The sequence below is a fragment of the Campylobacter sp. JMF_15 NE4 genome (assembly GCF_027737645.1).
Lineage (GTDB): Bacteria > Campylobacterota > Campylobacteria > Campylobacterales > Campylobacteraceae > Campylobacter_B.
In genome coordinates, this window is the sequence record NZ_JAOVTY010000001.1 from 113,583 (window position 1) to 136,120 (window position 22,538).

27 protein-coding genes are annotated in these 22,538 nt (G+C 42.1%); 17 read left to right on the forward strand and 10 right to left on the reverse strand.

All coding sequences use genetic code 11. The features are described from left to right. Nucleotides 1-16 precede the first annotated feature (16 nt). From OFN98_RS00625 to mobB, 4 genes are read right to left on the reverse strand one after another with little or no spacing between them, the layout of a single operon-like run. On the reverse strand, nucleotides 17-616 hold the full coding sequence (locus OFN98_RS00625) for a LysE family translocator (RefSeq protein WP_270874109.1): 600 nt from the start codon (nucleotides 614-616) through the stop codon (nucleotides 17-19). Nucleotides 617-651: 35 nt separating this feature from the next. After that, nucleotides 652-855: a hypothetical protein gene (locus OFN98_RS00630; protein WP_270876558.1), complete on the reverse strand. Its 204-nt coding sequence runs from the start codon at nucleotides 853-855 to the stop codon at nucleotides 652-654. Beyond that, nucleotides 855-1,706, reverse strand: a complete 852-nt coding sequence (locus OFN98_RS00635) for a class 1 fructose-bisphosphatase (protein ID WP_270876559.1) — start codon at nucleotides 1,704-1,706, stop codon at nucleotides 855-857. Before OFN98_RS00635 ends, OFN98_RS00630 begins: the two co-directional genes overlap by 1 nt. A gap of 12 nt (nucleotides 1,707-1,718) precedes the next feature. Beyond that, on the reverse strand, nucleotides 1,719-2,207 hold the full coding sequence (gene mobB / locus OFN98_RS00640; RefSeq protein WP_270874107.1) for a molybdopterin-guanine dinucleotide biosynthesis protein B: 489 nt from the start codon (nucleotides 2,205-2,207) through the stop codon (nucleotides 1,719-1,721). A gap of 90 nt (nucleotides 2,208-2,297) precedes the next feature. Here mobB and OFN98_RS00645 point away from each other — a divergent pair, with 90 nt between their 5' ends. Both OFN98_RS00645 and ypfJ read left to right on the forward strand, forming a co-directional pair. Then, entirely contained in the window at nucleotides 2,298-2,816 is a 519-nt protein-coding gene (locus OFN98_RS00645; protein ID WP_270865127.1) for a hypothetical protein, read from the forward strand. A gap of 71 nt (nucleotides 2,817-2,887) precedes the next feature. Beyond that, nucleotides 2,888-3,769 carry a KPN_02809 family neutral zinc metallopeptidase gene (gene ypfJ, locus OFN98_RS00650; RefSeq protein ID WP_270868723.1) on the forward strand — a complete coding sequence of 294 codons (882 nt, stop codon included), beginning with the start codon at nucleotides 2,888-2,890 and terminating at the stop codon, nucleotides 3,767-3,769. 68 nt (nucleotides 3,770-3,837) lie between these two features. Here the strand turns inward: ypfJ and OFN98_RS00655 are convergent, their stop codons facing one another. The 3 genes from OFN98_RS00655 to gltX are packed head-to-tail and all read right to left on the reverse strand — an operon-like array spanning nucleotide 3,838 to nucleotide 7,074. Next, on the reverse strand, nucleotides 3,838-5,496 hold the full coding sequence (locus tag OFN98_RS00655) for a transglycosylase SLT domain-containing protein (protein ID WP_270874106.1): 1,659 nt from the start codon (nucleotides 5,494-5,496) through the stop codon (nucleotides 3,838-3,840). Next, nucleotides 5,493-5,780, reverse strand: coding sequence for a YggT family protein (locus OFN98_RS00660; protein ID WP_270858206.1), 288 nt, complete (start codon nucleotides 5,778-5,780; stop codon nucleotides 5,493-5,495). The genes OFN98_RS00655 and OFN98_RS00660 overlap by 4 nt, the downstream gene beginning before the upstream one ends. After that, nucleotides 5,767-7,074: a glutamate--tRNA ligase gene (gene gltX / locus OFN98_RS00665; RefSeq protein WP_270872275.1), complete on the reverse strand. Its 1,308-nt coding sequence runs from the start codon at nucleotides 7,072-7,074 to the stop codon at nucleotides 5,767-5,769. Before gltX ends, OFN98_RS00660 begins: the two co-directional genes overlap by 14 nt. A gap of 124 nt (nucleotides 7,075-7,198) precedes the next feature. Here gltX and mscL point away from each other — a divergent pair, with 124 nt between their 5' ends. From mscL to OFN98_RS00695, 6 genes are all read left to right on the forward strand, one after another. Further along, a complete protein-coding gene (mscL, locus tag OFN98_RS00670; RefSeq protein WP_270869085.1) occupies nucleotides 7,199-7,597 on the forward strand; it encodes a large-conductance mechanosensitive channel protein MscL in 399 nt (132 codons plus the stop codon). A gap of 1 nt (nucleotide 7,598) precedes the next feature. Next, nucleotides 7,599-8,237 carry a Crp/Fnr family transcriptional regulator gene (locus OFN98_RS00675; protein WP_270876560.1) on the forward strand — a complete coding sequence of 213 codons (639 nt, stop codon included), beginning with the start codon at nucleotides 7,599-7,601 and terminating at the stop codon, nucleotides 8,235-8,237. 12 nt (nucleotides 8,238-8,249) lie between these two features. After that, on the forward strand, nucleotides 8,250-9,374 hold the full coding sequence (locus tag OFN98_RS00680; RefSeq protein ID WP_270876561.1) for a metallophosphoesterase: 1,125 nt from the start codon (nucleotides 8,250-8,252) through the stop codon (nucleotides 9,372-9,374). Then, complete coding sequence (asd, locus tag OFN98_RS00685; RefSeq protein WP_270876562.1) at nucleotides 9,374-10,279, forward strand: archaetidylserine decarboxylase; 906 nt, start codon at nucleotides 9,374-9,376, stop codon at nucleotides 10,277-10,279. The genes OFN98_RS00680 and asd overlap by 1 nt, the downstream gene beginning before the upstream one ends. 63 nt (nucleotides 10,280-10,342) lie before the next feature. Further along, complete coding sequence (locus OFN98_RS00690) at nucleotides 10,343-10,774, forward strand: type II secretion system protein (protein ID WP_270869081.1); 432 nt, start codon at nucleotides 10,343-10,345, stop codon at nucleotides 10,772-10,774. Then, nucleotides 10,762-12,636 (forward strand): primosomal protein N', encoded by a 1,875-nt coding sequence (locus OFN98_RS00695; RefSeq protein WP_442868112.1) that lies wholly within the window; start codon nucleotides 10,762-10,764, stop codon nucleotides 12,634-12,636. The genes OFN98_RS00690 and OFN98_RS00695 overlap by 13 nt, the downstream gene beginning before the upstream one ends. A gap of 4 nt (nucleotides 12,637-12,640) precedes the next feature. On the opposite strand, the gene OFN98_RS00700 is transcribed toward OFN98_RS00695, so the two are convergent. Both OFN98_RS00700 and ybeY read right to left on the reverse strand, forming a co-directional pair. Next, the gene (locus tag OFN98_RS00700; RefSeq protein ID WP_270876564.1) at nucleotides 12,641-12,991 is read right to left on the reverse strand and encodes a hypothetical protein; all 351 of its coding nucleotides are present in this window, start codon (nucleotides 12,989-12,991) and stop codon (nucleotides 12,641-12,643) included. 91 nt (nucleotides 12,992-13,082) lie between these two features. Continuing rightward, the gene (gene ybeY / locus OFN98_RS00705; protein ID WP_270876565.1) at nucleotides 13,083-13,499 is read right to left on the reverse strand and encodes an rRNA maturation RNase YbeY; all 417 of its coding nucleotides are present in this window, start codon (nucleotides 13,497-13,499) and stop codon (nucleotides 13,083-13,085) included. A 56-nt stretch (nucleotides 13,500-13,555) separates the two neighbouring features. On the opposite strand from ybeY, the gene queC reads away from it, so the two are divergent. Beyond that, entirely contained in the window at nucleotides 13,556-14,233 is a 678-nt protein-coding gene (gene queC / locus OFN98_RS00710; RefSeq protein ID WP_442868104.1) for a 7-cyano-7-deazaguanine synthase QueC, read from the forward strand. A 146-nt stretch (nucleotides 14,234-14,379) separates the two neighbouring features. On the opposite strand, the gene tsaD is transcribed toward queC, so the two are convergent. Beyond that, nucleotides 14,380-15,387, reverse strand: coding sequence for a tRNA (adenosine(37)-N6)-threonylcarbamoyltransferase complex transferase subunit TsaD (tsaD, locus tag OFN98_RS00715; protein ID WP_270876566.1), 1,008 nt, complete (start codon nucleotides 15,385-15,387; stop codon nucleotides 14,380-14,382). A gap of 161 nt (nucleotides 15,388-15,548) precedes the next feature. Here tsaD and OFN98_RS00720 point away from each other — a divergent pair, with 161 nt between their 5' ends. The 8 genes from OFN98_RS00720 to OFN98_RS00755 are packed head-to-tail and all read left to right on the forward strand — an operon-like array spanning nucleotide 15,549 to nucleotide 22,531. After that, complete coding sequence (locus OFN98_RS00720) at nucleotides 15,549-16,499, forward strand: NAD(P)-binding domain-containing protein (protein WP_270866023.1); 951 nt, start codon at nucleotides 15,549-15,551, stop codon at nucleotides 16,497-16,499. Then, entirely contained in the window at nucleotides 16,496-17,206 is a 711-nt protein-coding gene (locus OFN98_RS00725; protein ID WP_270876567.1) for a tRNA1(Val) (adenine(37)-N6)-methyltransferase, read from the forward strand. Before OFN98_RS00720 ends, OFN98_RS00725 begins: the two co-directional genes overlap by 4 nt. After that, a complete protein-coding gene (locus tag OFN98_RS00730; RefSeq protein WP_442868113.1) occupies nucleotides 17,196-17,558 on the forward strand; it encodes a YkgJ family cysteine cluster protein in 363 nt (120 codons plus the stop codon). The genes OFN98_RS00725 and OFN98_RS00730 overlap by 11 nt, the downstream gene beginning before the upstream one ends. Next, nucleotides 17,537-18,970, forward strand: a complete 1,434-nt coding sequence (locus tag OFN98_RS00735; RefSeq protein ID WP_270874096.1) for a tetratricopeptide repeat protein — start codon at nucleotides 17,537-17,539, stop codon at nucleotides 18,968-18,970. The genes OFN98_RS00730 and OFN98_RS00735 overlap by 22 nt, the downstream gene beginning before the upstream one ends. Beyond that, nucleotides 18,967-19,758: an indole-3-glycerol phosphate synthase TrpC gene (gene trpC, locus OFN98_RS00740; protein WP_270874095.1), complete on the forward strand. Its 792-nt coding sequence runs from the start codon at nucleotides 18,967-18,969 to the stop codon at nucleotides 19,756-19,758. The genes OFN98_RS00735 and trpC overlap by 4 nt, the downstream gene beginning before the upstream one ends. A gap of 9 nt (nucleotides 19,759-19,767) precedes the next feature. Beyond that, nucleotides 19,768-20,259 (forward strand): HIT family protein, encoded by a 492-nt coding sequence (locus tag OFN98_RS00745; protein ID WP_270874094.1) that lies wholly within the window; start codon nucleotides 19,768-19,770, stop codon nucleotides 20,257-20,259. A 2-nt stretch (nucleotides 20,260-20,261) separates the two neighbouring features. After that, nucleotides 20,262-21,257: a bifunctional 3,4-dihydroxy-2-butanone 4-phosphate synthase/GTP cyclohydrolase II gene (locus OFN98_RS00750; protein WP_270874093.1), complete on the forward strand. Its 996-nt coding sequence runs from the start codon at nucleotides 20,262-20,264 to the stop codon at nucleotides 21,255-21,257. Next, complete coding sequence (locus OFN98_RS00755; protein ID WP_270874092.1) at nucleotides 21,254-22,531, forward strand: DNA polymerase Y family protein; 1,278 nt, start codon at nucleotides 21,254-21,256, stop codon at nucleotides 22,529-22,531. The genes OFN98_RS00750 and OFN98_RS00755 overlap by 4 nt, the downstream gene beginning before the upstream one ends. Nucleotides 22,532-22,538: the final 7 nt, after the last annotated feature.

Consider the following 22,538-nt stretch of genomic DNA (forward strand, 5'->3'; position numbering starts at 1 on the left):
ATTTAATCGCTTAAATTTAAGCGATTAAATTTTTCACCACTCCCCAAAGAAGTTTTGCAGCATAAAACACCAAAATCGCCGTAGAAATGTAAGCAAACGCCCTAGCCACGCTATCTGGCAGGCGCGCTCTGTTTTTATAGATCACAAGCGGAAAAAGCGTAATCCACGATAAAATCGCTATAAAAAGCCCCAGCAGCGAGAGAGCGAAATTTTCGCTACTTACGCTAGCAGAGACACTGAGCCAAAACATAATCACATAAGGATTTAGCAAATTTAAAAAAAAGCCTTTTGAGTAAATTTTGGCGTGAGAGCCAAGCTCGACGCTTTTGATTTCAGGTGTGTTGCGCGCACTTTTGTAAATTCCATAGGCAATATATGTCAAAAAACACGCCCCAAACACCGAAATAATCGCAAATACAAGCGGAATTTTGGCAAGTTGCGAAATCCCAAATGCGCTAAGTGCTAGATAAACCATATCCGCACTCATCGCGCCAAGCCCCAAGCAAAGGGCTTTTGTATAGCTTTGCAGCGCATAAGACATAATCAAAACATTAATCGGACCGATTGGCACACTCACGCCAAAGCCCATTAAAATGCCGTTTATAAAGGCGTTCATCAAATTCCTTTAAATTTTTAGTGTGAAATTAAAATTTAAAATTCAAAATCGCCAGTGCTACCTTTGGACATGCTCTCAAACACGGCCTTGACATACTTATCGCGCGTTTGGCAGTCTAGGATTTTTTCGCACTGGCTACAACTTTGCAAGCCATTTTGCGCTTGGCAATCTTGCAAAATGGCTAAATTTTTGTCTAAAATTTGCTCGAAAATATCGCGTTCTTGGCTATTTTCTGACATTATTTTTCGCTTTGATAAATTTCGTGCATTTTAGCAATTTCATATTTCGAGCCGAAAAAACACGGTGTGGTTTGGTGAATTTTTGAAATTTCAAGCTCTAAAAGCGAATCGTTTTTTCCGTCGCTAGTAGCACCATTTGCGTGCTCGTAGATATAGGCAAACGGCAACACTTCAAACGCCATGCGAAGCTTGCCCTGCGGGTGATCGCTCGTGGCTGGGTAGCTAAATAGCCCACCGCCTTTTAGCAAGATTTGGTGCAGGTCGCTGACCATAGCTCCTGAGTATCTGAGGCGATAACCCTCGTCAAATAGCGTTCTTACGAGCACTCTGTGCGTATCGCTCCAACCTTTTTGTGTAGCTCCCGTGGCGTTTAGTTTGCCTTTTTCGTTCAAAACTAGCTCTTTTGCGAAGGCAAATTTGCCGTCCCTGCCAAGCCTGTATAGCTTCGGAGTATCGCCTAAACATACGCAAAGCTCGATTCTAGGGCCATACACGCTATATACTGCTCCGCGCAATGAGCTTGGTGAAATTTTGCCCTCATAAATCGCAAAAATCGAGCCCACGGCGAAATTTACATCTACTAGGCTAGATCCGTCGAGCGGATCGTAAGCTACTATAAATTTGCCATTTTCATTAATGCTTAGCATTTCCTCTTTTTCTTCGCTAATTAGCGCCTTTACGCACTCTACGCCACGAAATTCGCGCTCGATTATCATATCGCTTAGCACATCGAGTTTAAGCTGTGTATCGCCTGTGGAATTTTGCGTGCTAGCGTAGCCGAAATCAGCGTATTTTAGCTCTTCGCTGATTAAAACGGCGATTTTTTCTATTGTTTTTACGATTTCTTGCATACTCTCTCCTTTTTAAACTTTTTTAGCATTATCAAGTATCCATTTTGCGATACTTTGCGCGTCGTTTATGTCGAAATTTACGGGGCAGGCTTTATCCATTTGCGCTTTTGGCAAATTTGTCGCAATGGCTTGCGAAAATGGCAAATACGCCTCGTCGATTTTATCCCTAAATAGGCTGATTCGTGGCAGGGGCAGTGTTTTTAGACCCTCCACAATCAAAATATCAAAATCACCAAATCCAGCGATAATCTCGTCTAAATTTCGCATTTGTTTCAAAAAATATGTCGTGCGCGTAGGGCTTACGACCGCCACATCTGCGCCAACTGCGCTAAATTTCGCGCTATCCTTGCCCTCAGTGTCAAATTTGGCCTTGTCTTTGGGGTCGTGCTTGACGATAGCGACCTTTAAATTTTGCTCGATAAAAATTTGCGCTACTTTGCAAATTAGCGTTGTTTTGCCGGTGTTTGACGGACCTGAAAACGCAATGGCTAGTCTTTTCATCTCTCTTCCTTAAAAAACCTTGATTGTATCAAATTTAGCCTTTTAAAAAGCAAAATTTGATAATATACGCCAAAATTTAAAGGAAGAAAAATGCAAAATTTAACTATTTCAAAATTTGCGCGCACTCTGATTTTAGGGCTGTTTGCACTAGGAATTTGCTCGTGCGCTAACAAAGAAAAAGTCCCTCACGACCCGGTCAAAAACGAGTTTATGGCATATACGCAAAAATTCGAAAGCGTCAAAGAGGGCGATAGATACCTGGGCGTGGCGACCTATCTAAACCCCACAATGCCAGAAATTCGTAACGAAAGAGAAGATGAGTTTTTCTTGCTAACCTCGTATCCAAAAGAGATCGAGATCAAAAATGTGCGTGTAAATGGAAGCGACGAAAATGTTAGCGTGGAGCTAATCGCCGATGAGAGCGAACTAGCTAGCAAAGAGGTTTTTAAAATCGCGTGGTCTAATCGCTACAAAATCAGCGCGCCAAAAACGCAAAAAGACGATCTCGTGCTTAGCTTTACGACCTCGAACGACCTAAATGCGAGCGTGAAATTTCGCAAGGTCTCAAAATCGATGTATTGGCACCCTAAGCTCAAACTCGATGATTAGAGTGGGCGCAAATTTTGCTAGAAATGAAATTTGTGATAAAATTTCAGAAATTCAAATTTGAAGGATAAAAAATGAAATGGCGTGGTGGAAATAAAAGCTCAAATATCGACGATATGAGGGCTAGTAGCGGTGGTGGCGGAGGCGGAGTAAATCTCGCGCTTTTGATTCCTGTGGTGAAATTTTTGGTAAAAACGAAATTTGGCAGAATCGTCCTAGCTCTCGGCGTTGTAGCGGCGTTTATGGGTTATAATCCGCTAAATTTGCTAAATTTCACCTCTGCTGGCGGTGGAGCTGCGGCTAGTAAATTTGAAAATAACGAAGCAGCGCAGGAAGCCAAGGATTTCGTCTCTACCGTGCTAAGGCAAACCGAAGATGTTTGGGGTGCGATTTTTGCGAAATACGGCGCGAAATACTCTGAGCCAAGACTACTTTTATTTCACGGCGCGACAAGAAGCGGGTGTGGGTATGCTAGCTCGCAAGTTGGGCCGTTTTACTGCCCGGCTGATACTAGGATTTATTTGGATACGGATTTTTTCTCTGATTTGGCGAAAAAACACCACGCAGCGGGCGATTTCGCGCAAGGCTATGTCATCGCGCACGAAGTGGGACACCATGTGCAAAACCTGCTAGGAATTTTATCTAACGCCGATAAATTAAAGGCCAGAACAAACGAAGCTGGGGCAAACGCGATTCAGGTTAGAGTGGAGCTTCAAGCCGATTGTTTGGCGGGTATTTGGGGACATCATCAATACAAAATTTTAGAAGATGGCGACTTGGAAGAGGCACTAAATGCCGCTACGATGATAGGCGATGATACCTTGCAAAAAAAGGCGCGTGGGTATGTGGTGCCGGATTCTTTCACGCACGGAAGTGGCGCACAAAGAAAAGAGTGGTTTTACAAAGGCTTTAAAAGCGGTTCGCTAGAAGCGTGCAAAAGCGGATTGGAAAGTTAGTGAATTTGGCGAAATTTAAAATTTCGCCAAATTTTGAATTTTAATAAATTCGCTAAATTTGGTTAAATTTAGCGAATTTTATCACTCTTGCTTGGGATTAAGAGCTTATCTAGCTCCTCACGCACGCTTACCTTTGAATTTGGGTTTAAAATATGCGAATAAATCACATAATTTGCCAAAACCTTCTTGCCATAATCCCTGCTCTCAGCAAATGTTACTAGCTCCATTGACAAAAATGGCTCGTATTTGCCCCTCTTAAACAAATCTGCGCGTTTTAGAAGCTTGCTCGTAAATCCTAGTCCGCCATTGTATGCGTATGCGATAAAAACGGGGCTAAGTAGCTTTGTTTCGAGTGTGTCGATATGGATATTGGCGAATTTATAGGCGATTTTTGGATCAAACATCATATCTTGATCCCAGCCCTCGATACTAATTTGCTTTTTGGCGATATCGTTCGCTACAAATGGCATAAACTGCATCATACCAAGCGCATACGATGTCGAAACGGCACTTGGGATAAAGCGTGATTCTTGGCGGCCAAGAGCTAAAATCAGCGCTTGGCGGTGCAAATCAGTAGTGCCGATATGCTCCATAAATGGCGTTAGATAGTAGTTGTCGCGCCCACCATTAGCTTTATTCATTATATACGCCCACTCGCCAAGGCTCTCTTTGGTGTCGAATTTCTTCGCAAACTCCAAAAGCTCTGCTTTGCCCATTTTATCGGCTTTGGCCTTGGTGCGAACCCAGTTAAATGGGTTTTTGATATCATAGTTTGAAATTTTATCGCGCGCTGGGGTTGGATTGATGATATTTAGGCTTTTATCGCCCAAAATTTCCTTTGCGTAAAGCGAATAGAGGCTATAATAGTTGCTTTTGGCAAGCTCGCGCAAGATATTTTCGTCTTTGCTTAGCAAATAGACCCAAAATTTCGCATTGTGCGAGTTATGCACGCTCTCTATCGTAGCTGCTGCGCGCCCAAAATACGCCAAAGCCTGCGCCTCATCGCCATAAGTTACGGCATTTACGCCGAGCAAAAACGCGATTTCTTTATCCACTTTTTGCGGATCAATTCCTAGCATGGATTGGCGCAAATTTGGATATTTGCGCTTGATTACGGCGTCTTCAAGCACGCTTTTAAAGCCAGAGAGTTGCGCCATATCTGTGATGAAAGCAGGGCTTGCGTTTATGTTTAGCAAGCTCTCGTCGCCCTTAAATTGGTAGTATGAAAAATAATTTTGCGCATGACCGCTCTCTTTAAAATACTGCGCCGGCGAACCTGAATTGAAGCCTTTTAGTAAATTTATCGCACTCATCGCGCCTAAATTTCCGCTATTTTCAAATTTGCTAATTAACGCCAAGCGAGTTTTGGGGCTTAGCTTTGCCACAAATGCTGGATAGCTTCTTGCTTTTTGGCAGGTTAAATTCGCATCTAGTATATTCGCGCTACTTATCCCTGCGCACTTATCTGGCTTTGGCAGAGCTTTAAACGCGCCTAAAATTTTATCAAGTTCCTTTTTTATCTTGCCACGATATCGGTAAATTCCAGCCTTTCTAAGGGCTTTTAGCTCGTTTTTATCGTATTTGGTCTCGGTGGCTAGGCGGTAAATGTAATAATCTTTTGCCAGAGATTTTGGTTCGTTTTTTATTTCGTTATAACTTTTGACCTCTGCTATGGCAAAATTTGCGCAAAGAGCCATAACTAGGCTAAATTTAAATAAAATTTTCAAAAAACACTCCTTTGTAAGGCATAAATTATCGCATTATCAATCACGCTAAGGCCGATTAAAATCACAAGCGGGGCGAAATCAAATCCGCCAAGCGTGGTTGGGATATACCTGCGCACGAGCTTGAAAGCTGGGGTTGTAAGCTTGTAGATCGCTTGGACAAATTTATTAAACGGATTTGGGCGTATGAAGCTAAGCACGCAGGCGACAAAGACAAGCAAAATGTAGGCTTGTATGGCGTAGTGCAGAGTGATTAAAACGCCGTAAATTAGGCTATTTGCTAGCATTTAGGATTTCCTTGATTGATGATTTTATGAGCGGGTAAAGTTCATTTAGCTCTGGTCCGTGAGGCGCGCCTGTAAGAAGCAATCTAAGTGGCATAAAAAACGCCTTGCCTTTGAGAGCAGTTTTTTCCATAAGGATTGTTTTTAACTCGTTAAATTCGGCTGGAATTTGGGTTAAATTTAAAATTTCATTTCGCAAAATTTCAGCGTTTTGGATAAATTCGCTTGGAATTTCTTTTTTGCCAAAAATTGCGCTAATTTTTGCTTTGATTTCTGGGATTAGGCTGGATTCTTGGGTGTAAAATTTCACTAACTCTACCTTGCTCTCATCTACGCCAAAAAGCTCGCAAATGCGCTTAGAGCTTGCTCTTTTGATATGTTCTCGGTTGATAAATGCGAGCTTGTCGATGTCAAATTTCGCCGGTGCCTTTGAAATTTTGGCGATATCGAAAAACTCCACCGCTTCTTCGATACTAAAAACCTCGCATGGGGTTTTATTTCCAAGCAAAACCAAATAATTTGCAATCGCCTCAGGCAAAAATCCAGTATCTAGCATCCATTTTACGCTACTTGCGTCGTCGCGTTTGGACATTTTCTTGCCATCAGGCCCCAAAATAATCGGCAAATGCGCGTATGAAATCTCGTCTGTGTATCCCAAACACTCCCTAATCCAGTTTTGTTTCGGAGTATTGCTGACATGATCCTCGCCCCTGATTACGAAGGTAACGCCTTCTAGCATATCATCAGTGGCGCAAGCGAAGTTGTATGTCGGGGTTTTATCTGCGCGCATAATGACGAAACTATCGATATTTTCAGGCTCGAAGCTAATCTCGCCTTTGATAGCGTCTGTGAATTTCAAAACTCTGGTTGGTTTTTTAAGTCTAATTGTAAATGGCTTTGGATTGTCTATGACCTCAGCGTCGCTTAAATGCTCGCAAGTCCCATCGTAGCGATACGCTACGCCCTTTTCTTTGGCTTTTTCTTTTTTGGCGGCAAGCTCTTCTTCGCTACAAAAGCAGCAAAACGCCTTGCCCTCTTGCAGAAGCTTTGCGGCGAATTCTTGGTGAAATTTTAAATTTTTGCTTTGATAATAAAGTGTTTGCCATTTGATACCAAAAAGGGTTAAAATTTCCATTATATCTTTGTCTTTGCCTTCGATATTGCGGGCAGTATCGGTATCCTCGATACGCAAAATAAATCCACTTTTATCTTGAAGCGAGCGGATATAGTTAAAAATCGCGGCGCGTAAATTTCCAATGTGCATATCGCCTGTGGGTGATGGCGCAAATCTATACATAAATTTTCCTTTTCTTTATTAAATTTCAAAATTTGCCATTATACTTTTTTCTACCTAATAAAAAGCAAAAAGTAAGCAAAATTAGGTTATTATCTATCCTTTTATTTCCCAAAGGAGGCTTGTAATGAGCTTTATTCAAGAATTCAAAGAATTCGCAATGAAAGGCAATGTCATCGATATGGCAGTGGGTGTGGTCATCGGTGGAGCCTTTGGCAAAATCGTAACTTCGCTAGTAAGCGATGTCATTATGCCAATCGTCGGAGTTATCACAGGTGGTATGAATTTTACCGATTTAAAAATCGTTTTAAAAGAGGCTGTGGGCGAAACACCAGCCGTGACGATAAATTACGGCTCGTTTATCCAAACAGCGGTTGATTTTATCATTATCGCATTTTGTATTTTTTGCGCGATTAAGGCGATTAACAAGCTTAAAAAAGAAAAACCAGCCGAGCCTGAGGCGCCAGCTGAGCCTAGCGAAGATATCAAACTTCTAAGCGAAATCAGGGATTTACTAAAAAAATAATATGGAAATTTTGAAATTTATCCCTTTTTTTAAGGGGCTTGATGAGGCCAAAATCGAGCGATTAGCGCAGATTAGTAGTAAAAAGGCTTTTAAAAAGGGAGAAATTTTATTTTATGAGGGCGATACAAGCTCTCATTTAATCATCTTGCTTAAAGGCACAATCGAGATTTATAAAACAGCCCCCAGTGGCAAGGAAATCTATATCCACGAAATCCGCCCAATGTCTTTCGTGGCTGAGGCTGTAAATTTCGAAAATATCCCCTATCCAGCCAGCGCGCGCTTTGCTAGCGGTGGCGAGGTTTTAAAAATAGATTATGAAAAATTTGTCGAAGAGTTTTTGAGCGAGCCTGAGTTTTGCATTAGCATTATAAAATCAATTTCGGCGAAGTTAAGGGCGCTAGAATTTGCGTTTGAAAACAGCGTCGTGCTACCTAGCGAGGCAAAAATATCAAAGTTTATCATCGAAAATTTTGATATTTTTACCAGCTCAAAACACATTAAAATCGCCAAAATTTTAAATATCACCCCCGAGACATTTTCTCGCACGATTACGAAATTTAAAAAATCTGGCGCGCTTTTGCTCGATAAAGACGGCGAAATTTCGGGCTTTGATAGAGAAAAATTAGAAAAATTTATCTGATTTGGAGTAAGAGTGAAAATCCCATATATTTTTCCGATTGTAGCGACGACGCTCTTTGTTTTTTTGAATTTATACATTTACAAATCAATCTCAGCTAGGTTTGAAATTTACGATAAATTCAAAAAAATAAAGCCATTTTTGATAGTTTTTTGCCTATTTTTGGTGATTTTCGAGGGTATGTTTTTTACTAGAAGCGTTTTTGCCGGCGCGCTAAAAGATGAAATTTTATACAAAATTTGCGTCGTTTGCGTGGCTAGTAGCTTTTCGCTTTTCTTTTTGTGCCTAGCCTATGATATTTTAAATGTGAGCGCAAAATTTGCTAAATTTAGCGAGAGCAGGCGCAAATTTATTAAAATTTGCGTAGATGTAACCTTCGTAATAATGGCGTTTAGCTACCTTTTTAAGGGCTTTTACAACGCACTTAAAACTCCGAAAATTAACGAGGTCGATATCAAAATCAAAAATCTAAGCCAAGATCTGAATTTGGCTGTGGTGAGCGACATACACTTGGGCGAATTTTTAAAAAAAGATTTTTTGCAGACTATCGTAGCGCAGATAAACGCTACCAGCCACGATGCTGTGTGTATCGTGGGCGATATGTTTGATTTGCGTTCTCACGAGCTAGGCGATATTTTGGAGCCTTTGCGCGAACTAAAAAAGCCTGTGTTTTTCGTGACAGGAAATCACGAGTATTACAGAGGCGCAAAGGGGCTAATCGAAGCTTTGGAGCGCGAGGGCGTGAGGGTTTTGCAAAACGAGAGCGTGGAGTTTATGGGGGTAAATCTGCTTGGCACGCACGATTTAAGCGGTGCGAGATTTAATGAATTAGAGCCAAATTTCAGGGCAGCCCTAAAAATGGCAGATCCAAATAAACCTAAAATTTTGCTAGCTCATCAGCCAAAATTTATAAATTTACATGTAAAAGATGAGGTGGATTTGTGTATTTGCGGACACACGCACGGCGGGCAAATTTTCCCATTTAGCCTGCTTGTAGCACTCGATCAAAAATATGTCCATGGGCTATATAATGACGGAGCAAAGCAAATTTATGTGAGTAGTGGGGTCGGTTTTTGGGGACCACCGATGAGGATTTTTGCCGACGCAGAAATCGCGCTACTAAGACTAAGGAGAGAGTGATGAAAAAGCTAATTTCACGCTGTTTTGGGGTGATTGCTGGGATTAAATTTCCGCGCCCTGTGCAAAGGTTTATAAATCAAAAATACATTGACGCTTTTGAGATTGATATGAGCGAATTTTTAGGCGCAGGTGATTACGATAGCCTAAATGCGCTATTTACGAGGCGTTTGGTGAGGGAGCGTGAAATTTGCGCTGAGCCTAGCGCGGTTTTGAGCCCGAGCGATGGAGTGATTTTTGAGTGCGGGCGCACGAGTGATTTTAGCGCGTTTAGTATAAAGGGGCATAAATACGATATTTGGGAGCTTTTGGGGCTTAAATCTTGGGCTGGGGATTTGCAAAAGCAAAATTCCGAAATTTTTATTAGTTTGCTAAATTTAGATGATATGAAAACTTCCAGAGATTTTAAAATGTCGGCGGATTTGACATACGCAAACATCTATCTAAGCCCAAAAGACTATCATCACTATCACGCTCCATGCGATCTTAGCGTCATTGGTGCGCTATATATCCCGGGCGAGCTTCACAGCGTGGCAAAAAAATATCTGCTAAAAGTGCCAAATCTCTATGCCAAAAATGAGCGCGTGGTTTTGCTCTGTAAAATGAGCAATGGCGGGCTTTTGTGGCTGGTTTTTGTAGGGGCGCTAAATGTAGGCAAAATGAAATTTGACTTTGATAGCAGGATTCAAACTAACGCTAAGGCTAACGATAAGGCTAGGGAAATTTTGAATTTTGATTATAATAAATTCGATTATGGCGAAGGCGTGAGCTTTAAAAAGGGCGAACATATCGGAAATTTCGAGCTTGGCTCTACGATAGTGATGATTGCCGAGAAGGAATTTTTGGAGTTTGAAATTTCGCAAGGGCAGAGAGTAAAATTTGCGCAAAAAATCGCTAGCTTAAAATAATTTAAAGCTAGCTTAATTTAATTTTAGCTATACTTAAATCTATTTTAAATCAAAGGATTTAATATGAAAAACGCATTTACTATGATTGAGTTGATTTTTGTTATCGTTGTGCTCGGCATTTTAGCAGGTGTTGCTGTGCCTAGACTAGCTATGACCAGAGATGACGCTACGGTCGCAAAAATGAGAGGCGATTTGGCTTCGATTAGAAGTGGAATTTCGCTAAAAAGAGGCGAAGAGCAATTAAAAGGCAAGAGTGCATGGCCTGATTTAAACAGCAGTGGCTCTGATATGTTTGGTAATGTTTTGCAAAATGACCTAACTGCAAGCACTGGCAAAAACGGCTGGAAAGTTAAAACACGAAATAAAACTTATGAAGCGTGTGTAGCTGGCAACTGCGTTGATTTTACATATTATCAAACAGCAGACGCTACTCACAAGGCTGGCACATTTGATTGTGACCACTCAAAACCAACTTGCCAAACATTAGCAGAATAAGCTTGTATTACTATGAAATCGCGGTTTTAGGGGCAAGACTAAAACCGCTTACCTATTTTTCAAATTCACAAATTTCACCATACCAAATAGTCCAAATTCCCGTAAAAAACGCCCAAAAACGCGGTGTAGTTTTGCGTGAAGTGCCAAAACCTGAGTTTTGCACGAAAGAAATCAGCGAAATTTTGCCCCTAAATTTCACGCCGTTTCAAGTGGAGTTGGCGCAGTTTATTTCGCATTTTTATATCTGCGAAATCGGCGTGGCGTTTGGGGTTTTTGAGCCAAATTCGAGCATAAATTGCGCGCCTTGCGAAAAGCTAAATTTCACAAAAACGCCAAATTTGACCCCAGAGCAGACAAAAGCTCTAAATTTTGCCAAACAAAACGCCGTTTCGCTGATTTTTGGCGATACGGGAAGTGGCAAAAGCGAGGTTTATATCTCGCTCATAGCAGAAATTTTAAACTCTGGCAAACAAGCGCTATTTTTAATGCCAGAAATCTCGCTCACACCGCAAATGACGAAGCGCTTGCAAGGGTATTTCGGCGAGGCTCTTGGCGTGTGGCACTCCAAAATCACCCCCGCTAAAAAACGCCAAATTTTAGCCGATTTTTTCGCAGGCAAAATTCGCCTTATCGCAGGCGCGCGCTCGGCGCTGTTTTTGCCGTTTCATAACCTTGGCGCGATTATCGTCGATGAGGAACACGATGATAGCTACAAATCAGCCTCCGCTCCACGCATAAATGCCCGAGATCTCGCGATTTTTGCCGCGCACAAATGTGGCGTTAAAACCGTGCTTGGCTCAGCCACGCCCTCTCTTACGAGCTTTGCGAAACAGCCAAATTTCAGGCTCAAAGGTACTTATCATGCCACACACAAACGCTACATTTACGACGAGAGCGAAACTTCCCTCACGCCCAAAATAAAAAAAGAAATCAGCGCAAGTCTAGGCGCAAATCGCCAAGTGGTGGTCTTTTTGCCTACACGCGCAAATTTCAAATATATGGTTTGCAAGAGTTGTGGCGAGATTATTAAATGCCCGTTTTGCTCGGTGGGTATGAGCTACCACGAAAAGGAAAAGGCGCTAAAATGCCATTATTGTGGATACAGCGCGTTTTACAAACAGCCTTGCGCTAAATGTGGCAAAAGCGTAAGCGAGGCCAAAAAAATGGGCACTAGCGAGCTTTTAAAGGAGTTAAAAGCAAATTTCCCTGAGGCAAAAATCGCTAAATTTGACCGCGATGAGATTACAACCCAAAGAAAGCTAGAAACCCTACTAAACGACTTTAACGCCCATAAAATCGACATTTTGGTAGGCACACAAATGCTTAGTAAGGGGCATGATTACCATGGCGTGGATTTGGCGGTGATTATGGGGATTGATGAGCATTTGAATTACCCTGATTTTAGGGCGCGCGAAAAGACCCTAGCCCTTGGCATGCAAGTAGCAGGTAGAGCTGGCAGGAAGGGCGAAGGCAGGGTCGTGATACAGACTCTGCAAAGGGCGTTTTTCGAGGATTTTTTGCAGGATTATGACGCGTTTTTAGAAGAAGAAAGCGAGGATCGAGATCCGCTGTATCCGCCATACACTAGGCTTTTGCGTGTTTTAATCTCGCATAAAAACGAGGCAGAGGCGGCTAAAATTTGCGCTAGCGGGCTTGAAATTTTGCACGGCGCGCTAAAAGCCAAAAAACTAGCCGATTTGCAGATTATAGGGCACGGCAAAGCTGGAATTGCGCTGATTGCGGGCAAATTTCGCTACGAAATACTGCTTCGTGCTACCACGCACACGCCACTTTTAAGGGCCGGCGCACTTCTAGCACATTTGCCCGTTGAGATCGATATGGATCCGATTAATTTTTCTTAAATTTTCAAAATAAATATTTGTGTCTAATGATGACTTTTGTAATATTTTGCTCGGATAGTATTTTGAAATCATCATCGCTTATAGCTTTTATTTTTCCGTTTTCTTTATAATAATAGTGTTTGCACGGTAACGGCTCTTTGGAACTTTCTGGCGTAAAACCACATTTTAGATTTTTTAAAAATCCGCCGTATTCATCAGCGTCCGTTATGATGAGTAAATTTTCTTTATTTTTGTTTGATGTAATATCAACAATTTTTTCATCGGGAATTTTGATATAAAATTCACGCCCTGGAAACGGATATGGTTTTTCGGATTGGTTAGCCCAAAAAATCAGTCTATTCATTCCAGTTGTCATCCACATACTTCCCGACATGAGAATTAATAAAATCAAAAAAATCATCAAAAATATGTTTAAAATTTTTCTTTTTCTACTCAAAATTTATCCTTTATTCTAGCGTTCTCACAATCAGGCTTTTTGGAAGCCCAAATTTAGCGATGATTTCGCACTCTTTTTCGCGCATTTGCCCGTTATCAATTTCATGGTCAAAGCCTAAGATATGAAGCAGTCCGTGTGTGAATAAAAGCGCGATTTCATCGCTATTTGAGTGCGAAAATTCTAACGCTTTTTGCTCTACTAAATCCAAATTTATCACAACAGAGCCTATCGGGGCAGTATTCGCACCACCTGGCACATTTTCAAGCGGAAAACTAAGCACATCGGTGGTTTTATCAACCCCGCGCGCGCTTTTGTTGATTTCGCGCATTTCCTCGCTTCGCACGAAGACTAGCTCGACCGCACCCGTGCTAAGCGTGGCTAAAATTTCGTCCAAAATTTTTGGGTAATTTTCTTCACAAAGTATCAATTTCAAGCCCTTTAAATCAAAATTTGCCTATAATTCTACCAAAAAAAGGATTAAATTTGAAAAAAGCTTTATGTATCATCAGCGGCGGTATGGATAGCGCGACTTGCGCGTATATCGCCAAAAATTCAGGTTATGAGGTCATTGGAGTGCATTTTGATTATGCTCAGCGCACGCAGGATAAAGAGCGCGAGTGTTTCGAGAGAATTTGCGATGATTTGGGCGTTACGAGGCGATACACGCTGGATGCTAGATTTATCGCGCAAATCGGCGCAAACTCGCTTACAGATACTAGCCTTAGCGTGCGAAAGGGCGCAAACATCGATAAAAACGAGATCCCAAACACCTATGTGCCGTTTCGAAACGGCGTGTTTTTGAGTATCGCGGGCGCGCTTGCCGAGCGCGAAGAGTGTGTGGCGATTTTCATCGGCGTGGTGCAGGAGGATAGTAGCGGATATCCTGATTGCACGACGGAATTTATCGCAAAAATGCAAAGCGCGATAAATGCGGGCACTTCGCCGAATTTTAGCGTGGAGATTAAAACGCCTTTGGTGCATTTAAACAAGGGTGAGATTGTGGCGCGTGCGCTTGAAAACGGCGTAAATTTGGGGCTTACTTGGAGCTGTTACACAAACTCACACAAGGCTTGTGGCGTGTGTGATAGCTGTCAATTACGCCTAAATGGCTTTGCAAAAGCCGGCGTAAAAGATCCAATCGAGTATGAAATCGAAATTTAAAATTCTTTGCTCTAAATTTGCTGTCATTGCGAGTAAAGCAAAGCGTCAAGACGCTTTGCCGAAGCAATCCAGTAAAATTTAGAGCAAAATTCTACTTAAATTTAGCATTGAACGATTTTTTAAATTTTAGGCGAAATTTTAAATTTTCACTCAAATGCAGAGTTTAAATTTAGGCTCGGGATTATTTGTAAATTTTGCGGTGCAATGAAGTCGTGGTTGCGGTATTTTTCGAGCCCAGCCCTAGCTATCATCGCAGCGTTATCCGAGCAAAATTTCAGTGGCGCAAATAAAAGTTCGCACTCGTGCGCGTCGCATAAATTTGCCAAATTTTGCCTCAAATGCGTATTCGCACTAGCCCCGCCCACGACGCCAAAACGCTTAAATTTGCGCTCATCAAAGACCCGCGAGAGTTTATCCATGATATGCGCGCAAGCACTTTTTTGAAAGGCGTAGGCGATATCGCACTTATCTTGCCCCGCTAGTTCGCCATTTTGGGATAGTTTTTCGATTTGCACTCGAACGGCATTTTTAAGGCCTGAGAAGCTGTATTGTAGGCGTTTATCGCCCTTTAAAGGCACTGGAAAGCTAAATTTTGGCTTACCATTTTTGGCTAAATTTTCGATTATCGCGCCACCTGGATAGCCAAGTCCTAGCATTTTGGCGCATTTGTCAAATGTCTCGCCAAAGCTATCATCACTGGTGCTTGCAAGCACGCTGATTGCGCCATTTGCGTCAATATCAAGAATCATCGTGTGCCCGCCACTTACTAGCAAAACCCCAAGCGGAAATTCTGCTTCTTTGTCCAAAAATAGCGAATAAATATGCCCGATTAGGTGATTTACGCCGATTAGTGGCAAATTTAGAGCAAGGCTGAGCGTTTTTGCCATATTCACGCCCCCTATCAAACTCACGCTAAGGCCTGGCGCGTGCGTTACGGCGACGGCTTTAAGAGAGCCAAAAAAGGGCTTTGCGCGCTCCAAAATGCGAGGCAGTGCTTCTGTGTGAAGACGCGCAGCTAGTTCTGGCACGACACCGCCGTATTTGGAGTGTTCGAGTTCTTGGGAGATTTTTTCGTAAAACTCTAATGCGAAATTCGAGCTGTTTAGCACAGCAATTGAGCTGTCATCACAGCTACTTTCAATGGCTAAAATCATTATTTTCCTTTAAATTTTTTCTAAATTTAGCATTTTTGGGCTAAGTTTTGGGTAAAAATAAAACAGACTAATTAAATCTTTAAAATTTTAATAATTTTTACCATTTATAAATAAATTTTGATTATAATCAAAGGTTGTAAAATTTAACACAAAGGAAAAAAATGATAAATGTTTATGATGTAGTTGTCATCGGTGGCGGTCCTTGCGGAATCGCAGCCGTGGTCGAGGCCAAAAGAAAAGGCGTAGCCAAGGTGCTTTTGCTAGAAAAAGGCGATAATCACTCTCAAACAATCAGACAATTTTACAAAGACAAAAAACGCGTAGATAAAGAATACAAGGGCATGGATAGCGAAACAAAGGGCACGATTAGCTTCGAGACTGGCACGAAAGAGAGCGTGCTGGATTATTTCGATAGCTTGCTAGATCACGGCGATATCGATATTTACTTCAATAGCGAGGTCGAAAAGGTCGAAAAAAAGGACGATGGGCTATTTTGCATAACCACAGCCTCAGCTGGATTTGTAGCGCGCAATGTCATCATCTCAATCGGCCGTATGGGCAAACCAAACAAACCAAGCTACAAAATCCCGCCATCAATCACACAAAGGGTAAATTTCAACCTCGATAAATGTAGCGTCAATGAAAAAGTCCTAGTCGTGGGCGGTGGCAACTCAGCCGCCGAATACGCGCTCTCGCTATGCAAAACGAACACCGTTACCCTATGCTACCGCAAAGAGAGCTTTACAAGGCTAAATGAAATTAACGAAGAAGATATCAAAAAAGAGGCCAGAAACGGCGACATTATCTTGCGCCTTGGGCTTGATATCGAAGCGCTAGAAAACGAAAGTGGCAAGGTGCTAGTGAAATTCACAAACGGCATGGAGTTAGTTTATGATCGCATAATCTATGCAATCGGTGGCACGAGCCCTGTGGATTTCCTTAAAAAATGTGGCGTAGAATTCGACGAAAACGGCGTGCCAAGCGTCGATGAGAGGTGCGAAACAGCCACAAAAGGGCTTTTTGTGGGTGGAGATTTGATTACCAGAAACGGCGGTTCGATCGTCGTAGCCTTTAACCATGCTCACACAATCGTAGAAAATCTGCATTTATGAGACTTTTCCAGCTAAAAAGTGGGTATCGCTACACTAGCGATACCATTTTTTTATGGAATTTTATCTGCGAAAACTGGCTTAACTCTCGCGCCACAAATTCTCTTAAAATTTTAGATGTTGGGGCAGGGTGCGGGATTTTGGGGCTGATGTTGAAGCGGGATTTTCCAAATTTAGATTTAAGCTTGCTTGAAATCCAAGAGCAAAATTTAGAAATTTTGCGTAAAAATTGCGAGCAAAATTCATTACGGGCGCAAATTTTGCACGAAAATTTCGCAAATTTTAAAAGCGAGCAAAGATTTGATTTAATCGTTTCAAATCCGCCATTTTACAGGGAAAAAATCCTAACTAGCCAAAATTCGCACATCGCGCTAAGCAAAAGCGCCACAAGCCTAAGCCTTAGCGATTTCGTGCGTGTTAGCAACACTCATTTAAAGCCAAAAGGCGCGCTAATTTTTTGCTACGAGGCGGGCAAAATCGCGCAAATTTGCGAAATTTTACAAACCTATAAGCTAAATTTGACAAAGCTTGCTTTCATCTATCCTAACGAAAACAAGCCCGCCAAACTCGCACTTTTTTTGGCGCAAAAAAGTTCGCGCTCACTTTGTGAAATTTGTGCGCCGATTTATACATTTCTTAATGGTGAAAAAAGTAAAATAACGGCTAAAATTTATGAAAAAGCTGGTTTAGAAAGTGTCGATATTGAGTGAGTTTGACTATACCTTCGATAATAGCGCCTGCGAAAGCTGCGGCGGCAAGTGTTGCACGGGCGAGAGCGGATATATTTGGATAAATGACGCAGAAATCGAGAAACTCAGCGAATTTATGGGGATAGATAAGGCAAATTTTATCCGCGTATTTTTGCAGCGAGTTGGGAATAAATTTAGCATAAAAGAAAAACCATACCTTAACGGTATGGCGTGTGTGTTTTTTGACGAAAAGCACCGAAACTGCGGGATTTATGAATACAGACCAAATCAATGTAGAACCTTTCCATTTTGGGAATATTTCAAAGAGCATAAAGATGAATTGGAGAAAGAATGTATTGGGGTAAAATTTTAACCGCTTTTTTGGCTCTTGGTGCCATAAATTTGGGCGCTAGTGAAACCAAAAGCGACGCGATAAAAGATATGAATAAAAGCTCGGTTATCACAAATACTGCGCCGGTACCCGAGAAAAACGCTAGTGAAAATGTAGCGCAAAAGGCCACTACACCGCAAAAGTTAAAAGAGGCGATGAAGGCTTACGATGAGGCTGAGCTGAATTTCGATCTGCTAACTGCGCTAGAACTAGCCAACAAAGATCCGCAAAGCGCGATGAAACTCTACGAAAAAGCCTTTTTAAAGACAAATTCGCAGGTGTATTTGCTAGAAGCCTTAAAGCTTGCGTTTTTCTTAAAAGATAGCAAAGCAACCGCGCGCTACCTAGCTTTGGGCGATAAAATTTTGGCTGATGATAGCGAGTATTTGCGCGTAAAAGTGGGGTATTATATGGGGCAGGGAGAGATACTCAAAGCCAACACTACCGCGCTTCATTTAGCAAATTTAGAGGTAAATTCGAGAAATTATTCGATTTTGGGCGCGACATATTATGCTATGGATAATTTCGCCCTAGCCAAGCAGTATTTCGAAAAGGCCTATGAGCTGGAAAAATCAGAGGAAAATTTAATCCGCCTTAGTGATGTGCTTTTAAATAGGCTTGATAGTAGCGACGCTGCGGTGCGTATCATGGAGACACATAGGCGAATTTACGGGTGCGCTAGTGGTATGGTGTGCGAGGTTTTGGCTGATGTGTATCGTATGCAAAAAAAATACTTCGAGGTCGCCAAACTCGATGAGGCGCTGTATGAGAGCAAAAAAAATACAAAATTCATAGACGATATGATTGGGATTTATTATTATATGAAGGAATTTGATAAAATCATCGAAATTTTGCAAAAATATGATTATAAAAAAGATCTCATAATGGACGCTTACGCCCAGAAAAAGGACTTCGCCACAGCTATGAGATTAGCGCGCGAGGAGTTTTCGAAAACCGAAAATTACGATTATTTGGCGAACGAGGCGATTTATTTGTATGAATCTTTTGGCGATAAAAAAACGCCAGATCAAATTAACGAAGTCGTGGCGAAATTTGAAAACATAGCTAGCAAACTAAAAGATCCGGTGCATTTGAATTACTACGGATATATTTTAATCGATCATGATTTGGATATCAAAAAGGGCATTGATTATGTCGAGCGCGCCCTAAAAGACGAGCCAAATTCGGTTTATTATATAGACTCGCTAGCATGGGGGTTTTATAAACTTGGCGAGTGCGAAAAAGCCAAAGAGTGGATGGATAAGATAAAAGACGATGAGTTTTACACCAGCGACGAGGGCAAGGGGCATGTAAGCGCGATAGAAAAATGTGTGATAGATAAAAATATCCAAAAAATAGGTGAAATCGCAGGTGGAATAAAGGCGCAAAAATGATTTTAGATGAAATTTTAGAAAAAACGCGCGAGGATTTGGCTAGGCGCAAAGAAAAATTTAGCTTTGATATGCTTGGTCGCACGCTAAGTGCCAATCCCATGATACCGCGCGACGCGAAAAACGCGCTAAAAAGCACCCCGGATAATCCGCTCCGCATAATCGCTGAGGTGAAAAAAGCAAGCCCTAGCAAGGGCGTCATCAGAGAGGATTTCGATCCGCTTAAAATCGCTATGGAGTATGAAAAATCAGGCGCGAGTGCGTTTTCTATTTTGACTGAGCCACACTATTTTAAGGGCGATATTAGCTACATTTCGCAAATCAGGCGCTATACAAACACGCCGATTTTGCGCAAAGATTTTATAATCGATGAGTATCAAATCCTAGAAGCACTCGTGTATGGGGCGGATTTTGTGCTTTTAATCGCAAAGGCTTTGGAGCAAAAAGAGCTTAAAAGACTTTTGGAATTTACTAGGCATTTGGGGCTTGAAGCGCTTTTTGAAATTCACGATAAAGATGATTTGAAAAAGGCGATTTTCGCGGGGGCTGATATAATCGGCATAAATCACCGAAATTTGCAGACTTTCGAGGTTGATTTGAGTTTGTCGGCAAATTTAATCCCGCTTATCCCAAATGGCAAAATTATCGTGGCTGAAAGTGGGCTAGGCTCGCACGAACAGCTACTCGAATTAAGCGCACGCGGGGTCGATGCGTTTTTAATCGGTGAGAGTTTTATGCGTCAAGATGATGTCGGCGCGGCGCTTAGAGCTGTGAAATTTGGCGAAAAATAGGGGGAAAATATGGATTATATTTGCGCGCCGTGGAGAAGTGATTATTTTACCGAAAAACGCAGCGGTTGCCCGTTTTGCGTAGCTGCGAAAGCCAAAGAAGGAACAGAGTGTGTAGGTGTGGTATTTCGCGCTAAATTTTGCTTCGGGCTTATGAATTTATATCCATACAATCCCGGGGCTTTTATGGTGATTCCTTACGAGCACACCGATAATATCGAGAATTTACCGCTAGAAGCGTGGTTAGAGATGAGCGAATATGTCCAAAAGGGTGTGCGAGTGCTAAAAACCGCTCTTGGCGCAAAGGGGGTAAATATCGGTATGAATCTAGGCTCCGCTGCTGGGGCTGGGATAGCCGAGCATGTGCATTATCATCTAGTTCCGCGCTGGGAGAGAGATACGAATTTCATCACTACGATCGCAAATGTGCGCGTAAATGGCGTGAGCTTCGCCCCACTTTATGAAAAAATAAAAGCTGGATTTGAAAATTTGAATAAGGATTAAAAATGGTAAGTGTAGAACAAGCTATACAAGATATGAAAAATGGCAAGATGATTGTCATGGTCGATGATGTTGATCGCGAAAATGAGGGCGATTTGATTTTTCCTGCGACTTTTACGAGCGCGGAGAAGGTAAATTTCGCTATCACACACGCTCGTGGCGTGGTTTGCGTCGCACTGGACGAGGAAATCGCCAAAAGGCTAGATTTGCCCCTAATGGTCGATAAAAACACATCTTCGCACGAGACAGCATTTACTATCACAATCGACGCAAAAGACGCAACCACGGGCGTGAGCGCGTATGAGCGAAATATGACAATCGAGCTTATGGCGCGCCCAAACTCCACCCCAAGCGACTTCGTGCGCCCTGGCCACATAAATCCGCTCATCGCCAAAAAAGGCGGAGTGCTCGTGCGCACAGGCCACACAGAGGGCTCTGTGGATTTGTGCAAGCTCGCTGGAATCGCGCCAAGTGCGGTGATTTGCGAGATCGTAAAAGAAGACGGCACAATGGCAAGGCGCGATGATTTGGAGAAATTCTGCGAAAAATTTGGCATAAATATGATTTCAATCGCCCAAATCGTCGAATACAGATTAAAACACGAAACTTTGGTTAAATTTGGCGAATTTAGCAAGGGCAAAATTTGCGGTAAGCCTTGCAGAGTTTGCGAAATCACAGACCACGATGACAACGCTCACAAAGTCTTTATTTTCGGCGAAATTGGCGAAATTTGCAATGTAAAATTTCATAAAATTTCAAGTGATTTAGAGTTTATGCAAGATGAAAATTACGATGATTTTATGCAAAATTTAGAAATTTTAAGCACGAGTGGTGGCGTGATTGTGGCGCTAAATTCGGCTTCGCACAAGGGCGATTTCAAAAGCTATGGTATCGGGGCGCAGATTTTAGCGCATTTGGGGATTAAAAAAATCAAAATTCTGTCAAATTCCAGCCCGAAGGAATACGCTGGACTTAGTGGATTTGGGATAGATATAGTTTGATAGCTCATATCGATTTAGACTGCTTTTTTGTATCTGTCGCAAGGCTGATAAATCCCGCTCTTAGCGGACTTCCTGTCGCAGTTATCGGCGGAAATAATGAGGAAATTTTCGCTAATAAAGATGAGGGTTTTGGAGCGAAATTTCACTTCGATGAGAGTGCGCAAAATTTTAAAATTCAAGCCCAAAAAGAGCAAAATTTGCAAAATTTCGGCGATGAGCAAAAAAGGCTAAAATCTTTGCAAAAAGGGGTGGTTTTAAGCGCTAGTTACGAGGCTAGAAAATTTGGCGTGCATTCAGCCCAACCCCTAAAAATGGCGCTTCTAGCCTGTCCAGAGCTGGTGCTGGATGCGGCAAAGCACGGCGTGTATGGCAAGATTTCAAACCAAATTCACAAATTTTTGCTAAATTTCACGCCAGAAATCGAAAAATTTAGCGTTGATGAGTTTTTTTTGGATTTGCGTGGCACGAAATACAACGAAAACGCGCGCGAGTTTGCGCTCTTTTTGCAAAGCGAAATCAAGGCGAAATTCGGGCTTCCTAGCAGTGTGGGGCTAAGCGAGGCGAAATTTATCGCCAAGCTAGCCACCGATTTAGCCAAGCCTTTTGGGGTGCGTGAAATACCAATCTCGCGCCTTAAAACCGAGCTTAGAGATGTCGAAATTTCAAAATTTCCAGGCGTGGGAAAATCTATGCAAAAAACGCTCGCAAAATACGGGATTAAGAGCATTGGCGACGCGTGGGGACATAGGGAAATTTTCGAAAAAATGGGCAAAAACGGCGAGCAAATTTTCGCTCAAATCAGTGGCGATACGAGCGAGCGGGTGCAGGTTAGCAGGGAGCGCAAAAGTATCGGTCTTGGGCGCAGTTTCGAGCCGTGCTTCGATAGGGACGAGATCAAAAGGCGCATTAAAATCCTCTCTCGCCACCTAGCTAGCGAGGTTTTAGAGGGTGGGCTAAATCCGCTTACTTACGAGGTCAAAATCCGCTACAAATCGCGCGATGAGAGCTCTAAAAGGCTTAGTCAGCACAGGCCTTTTAGTCTAGATTTGCTCGATGAGACGGCGCTTTTGCTTTTTGAAGCTATTGATGTGCATAGGGGCGATGCAATAATTCATGTGTCGCTAAATTTGTCAAATTTTGGCGCAAATAGCGCAGAGTGCGCGACGCTGCTTTTCGATGAAATCGATAAAAAACGCCAAAGTTTGGATAAATCAATGAATCAAATTTGGTCAAAATTTGGTGTGGAAAAAATTAAAAAAGCTAGTGAAATTTAAGGAGAAA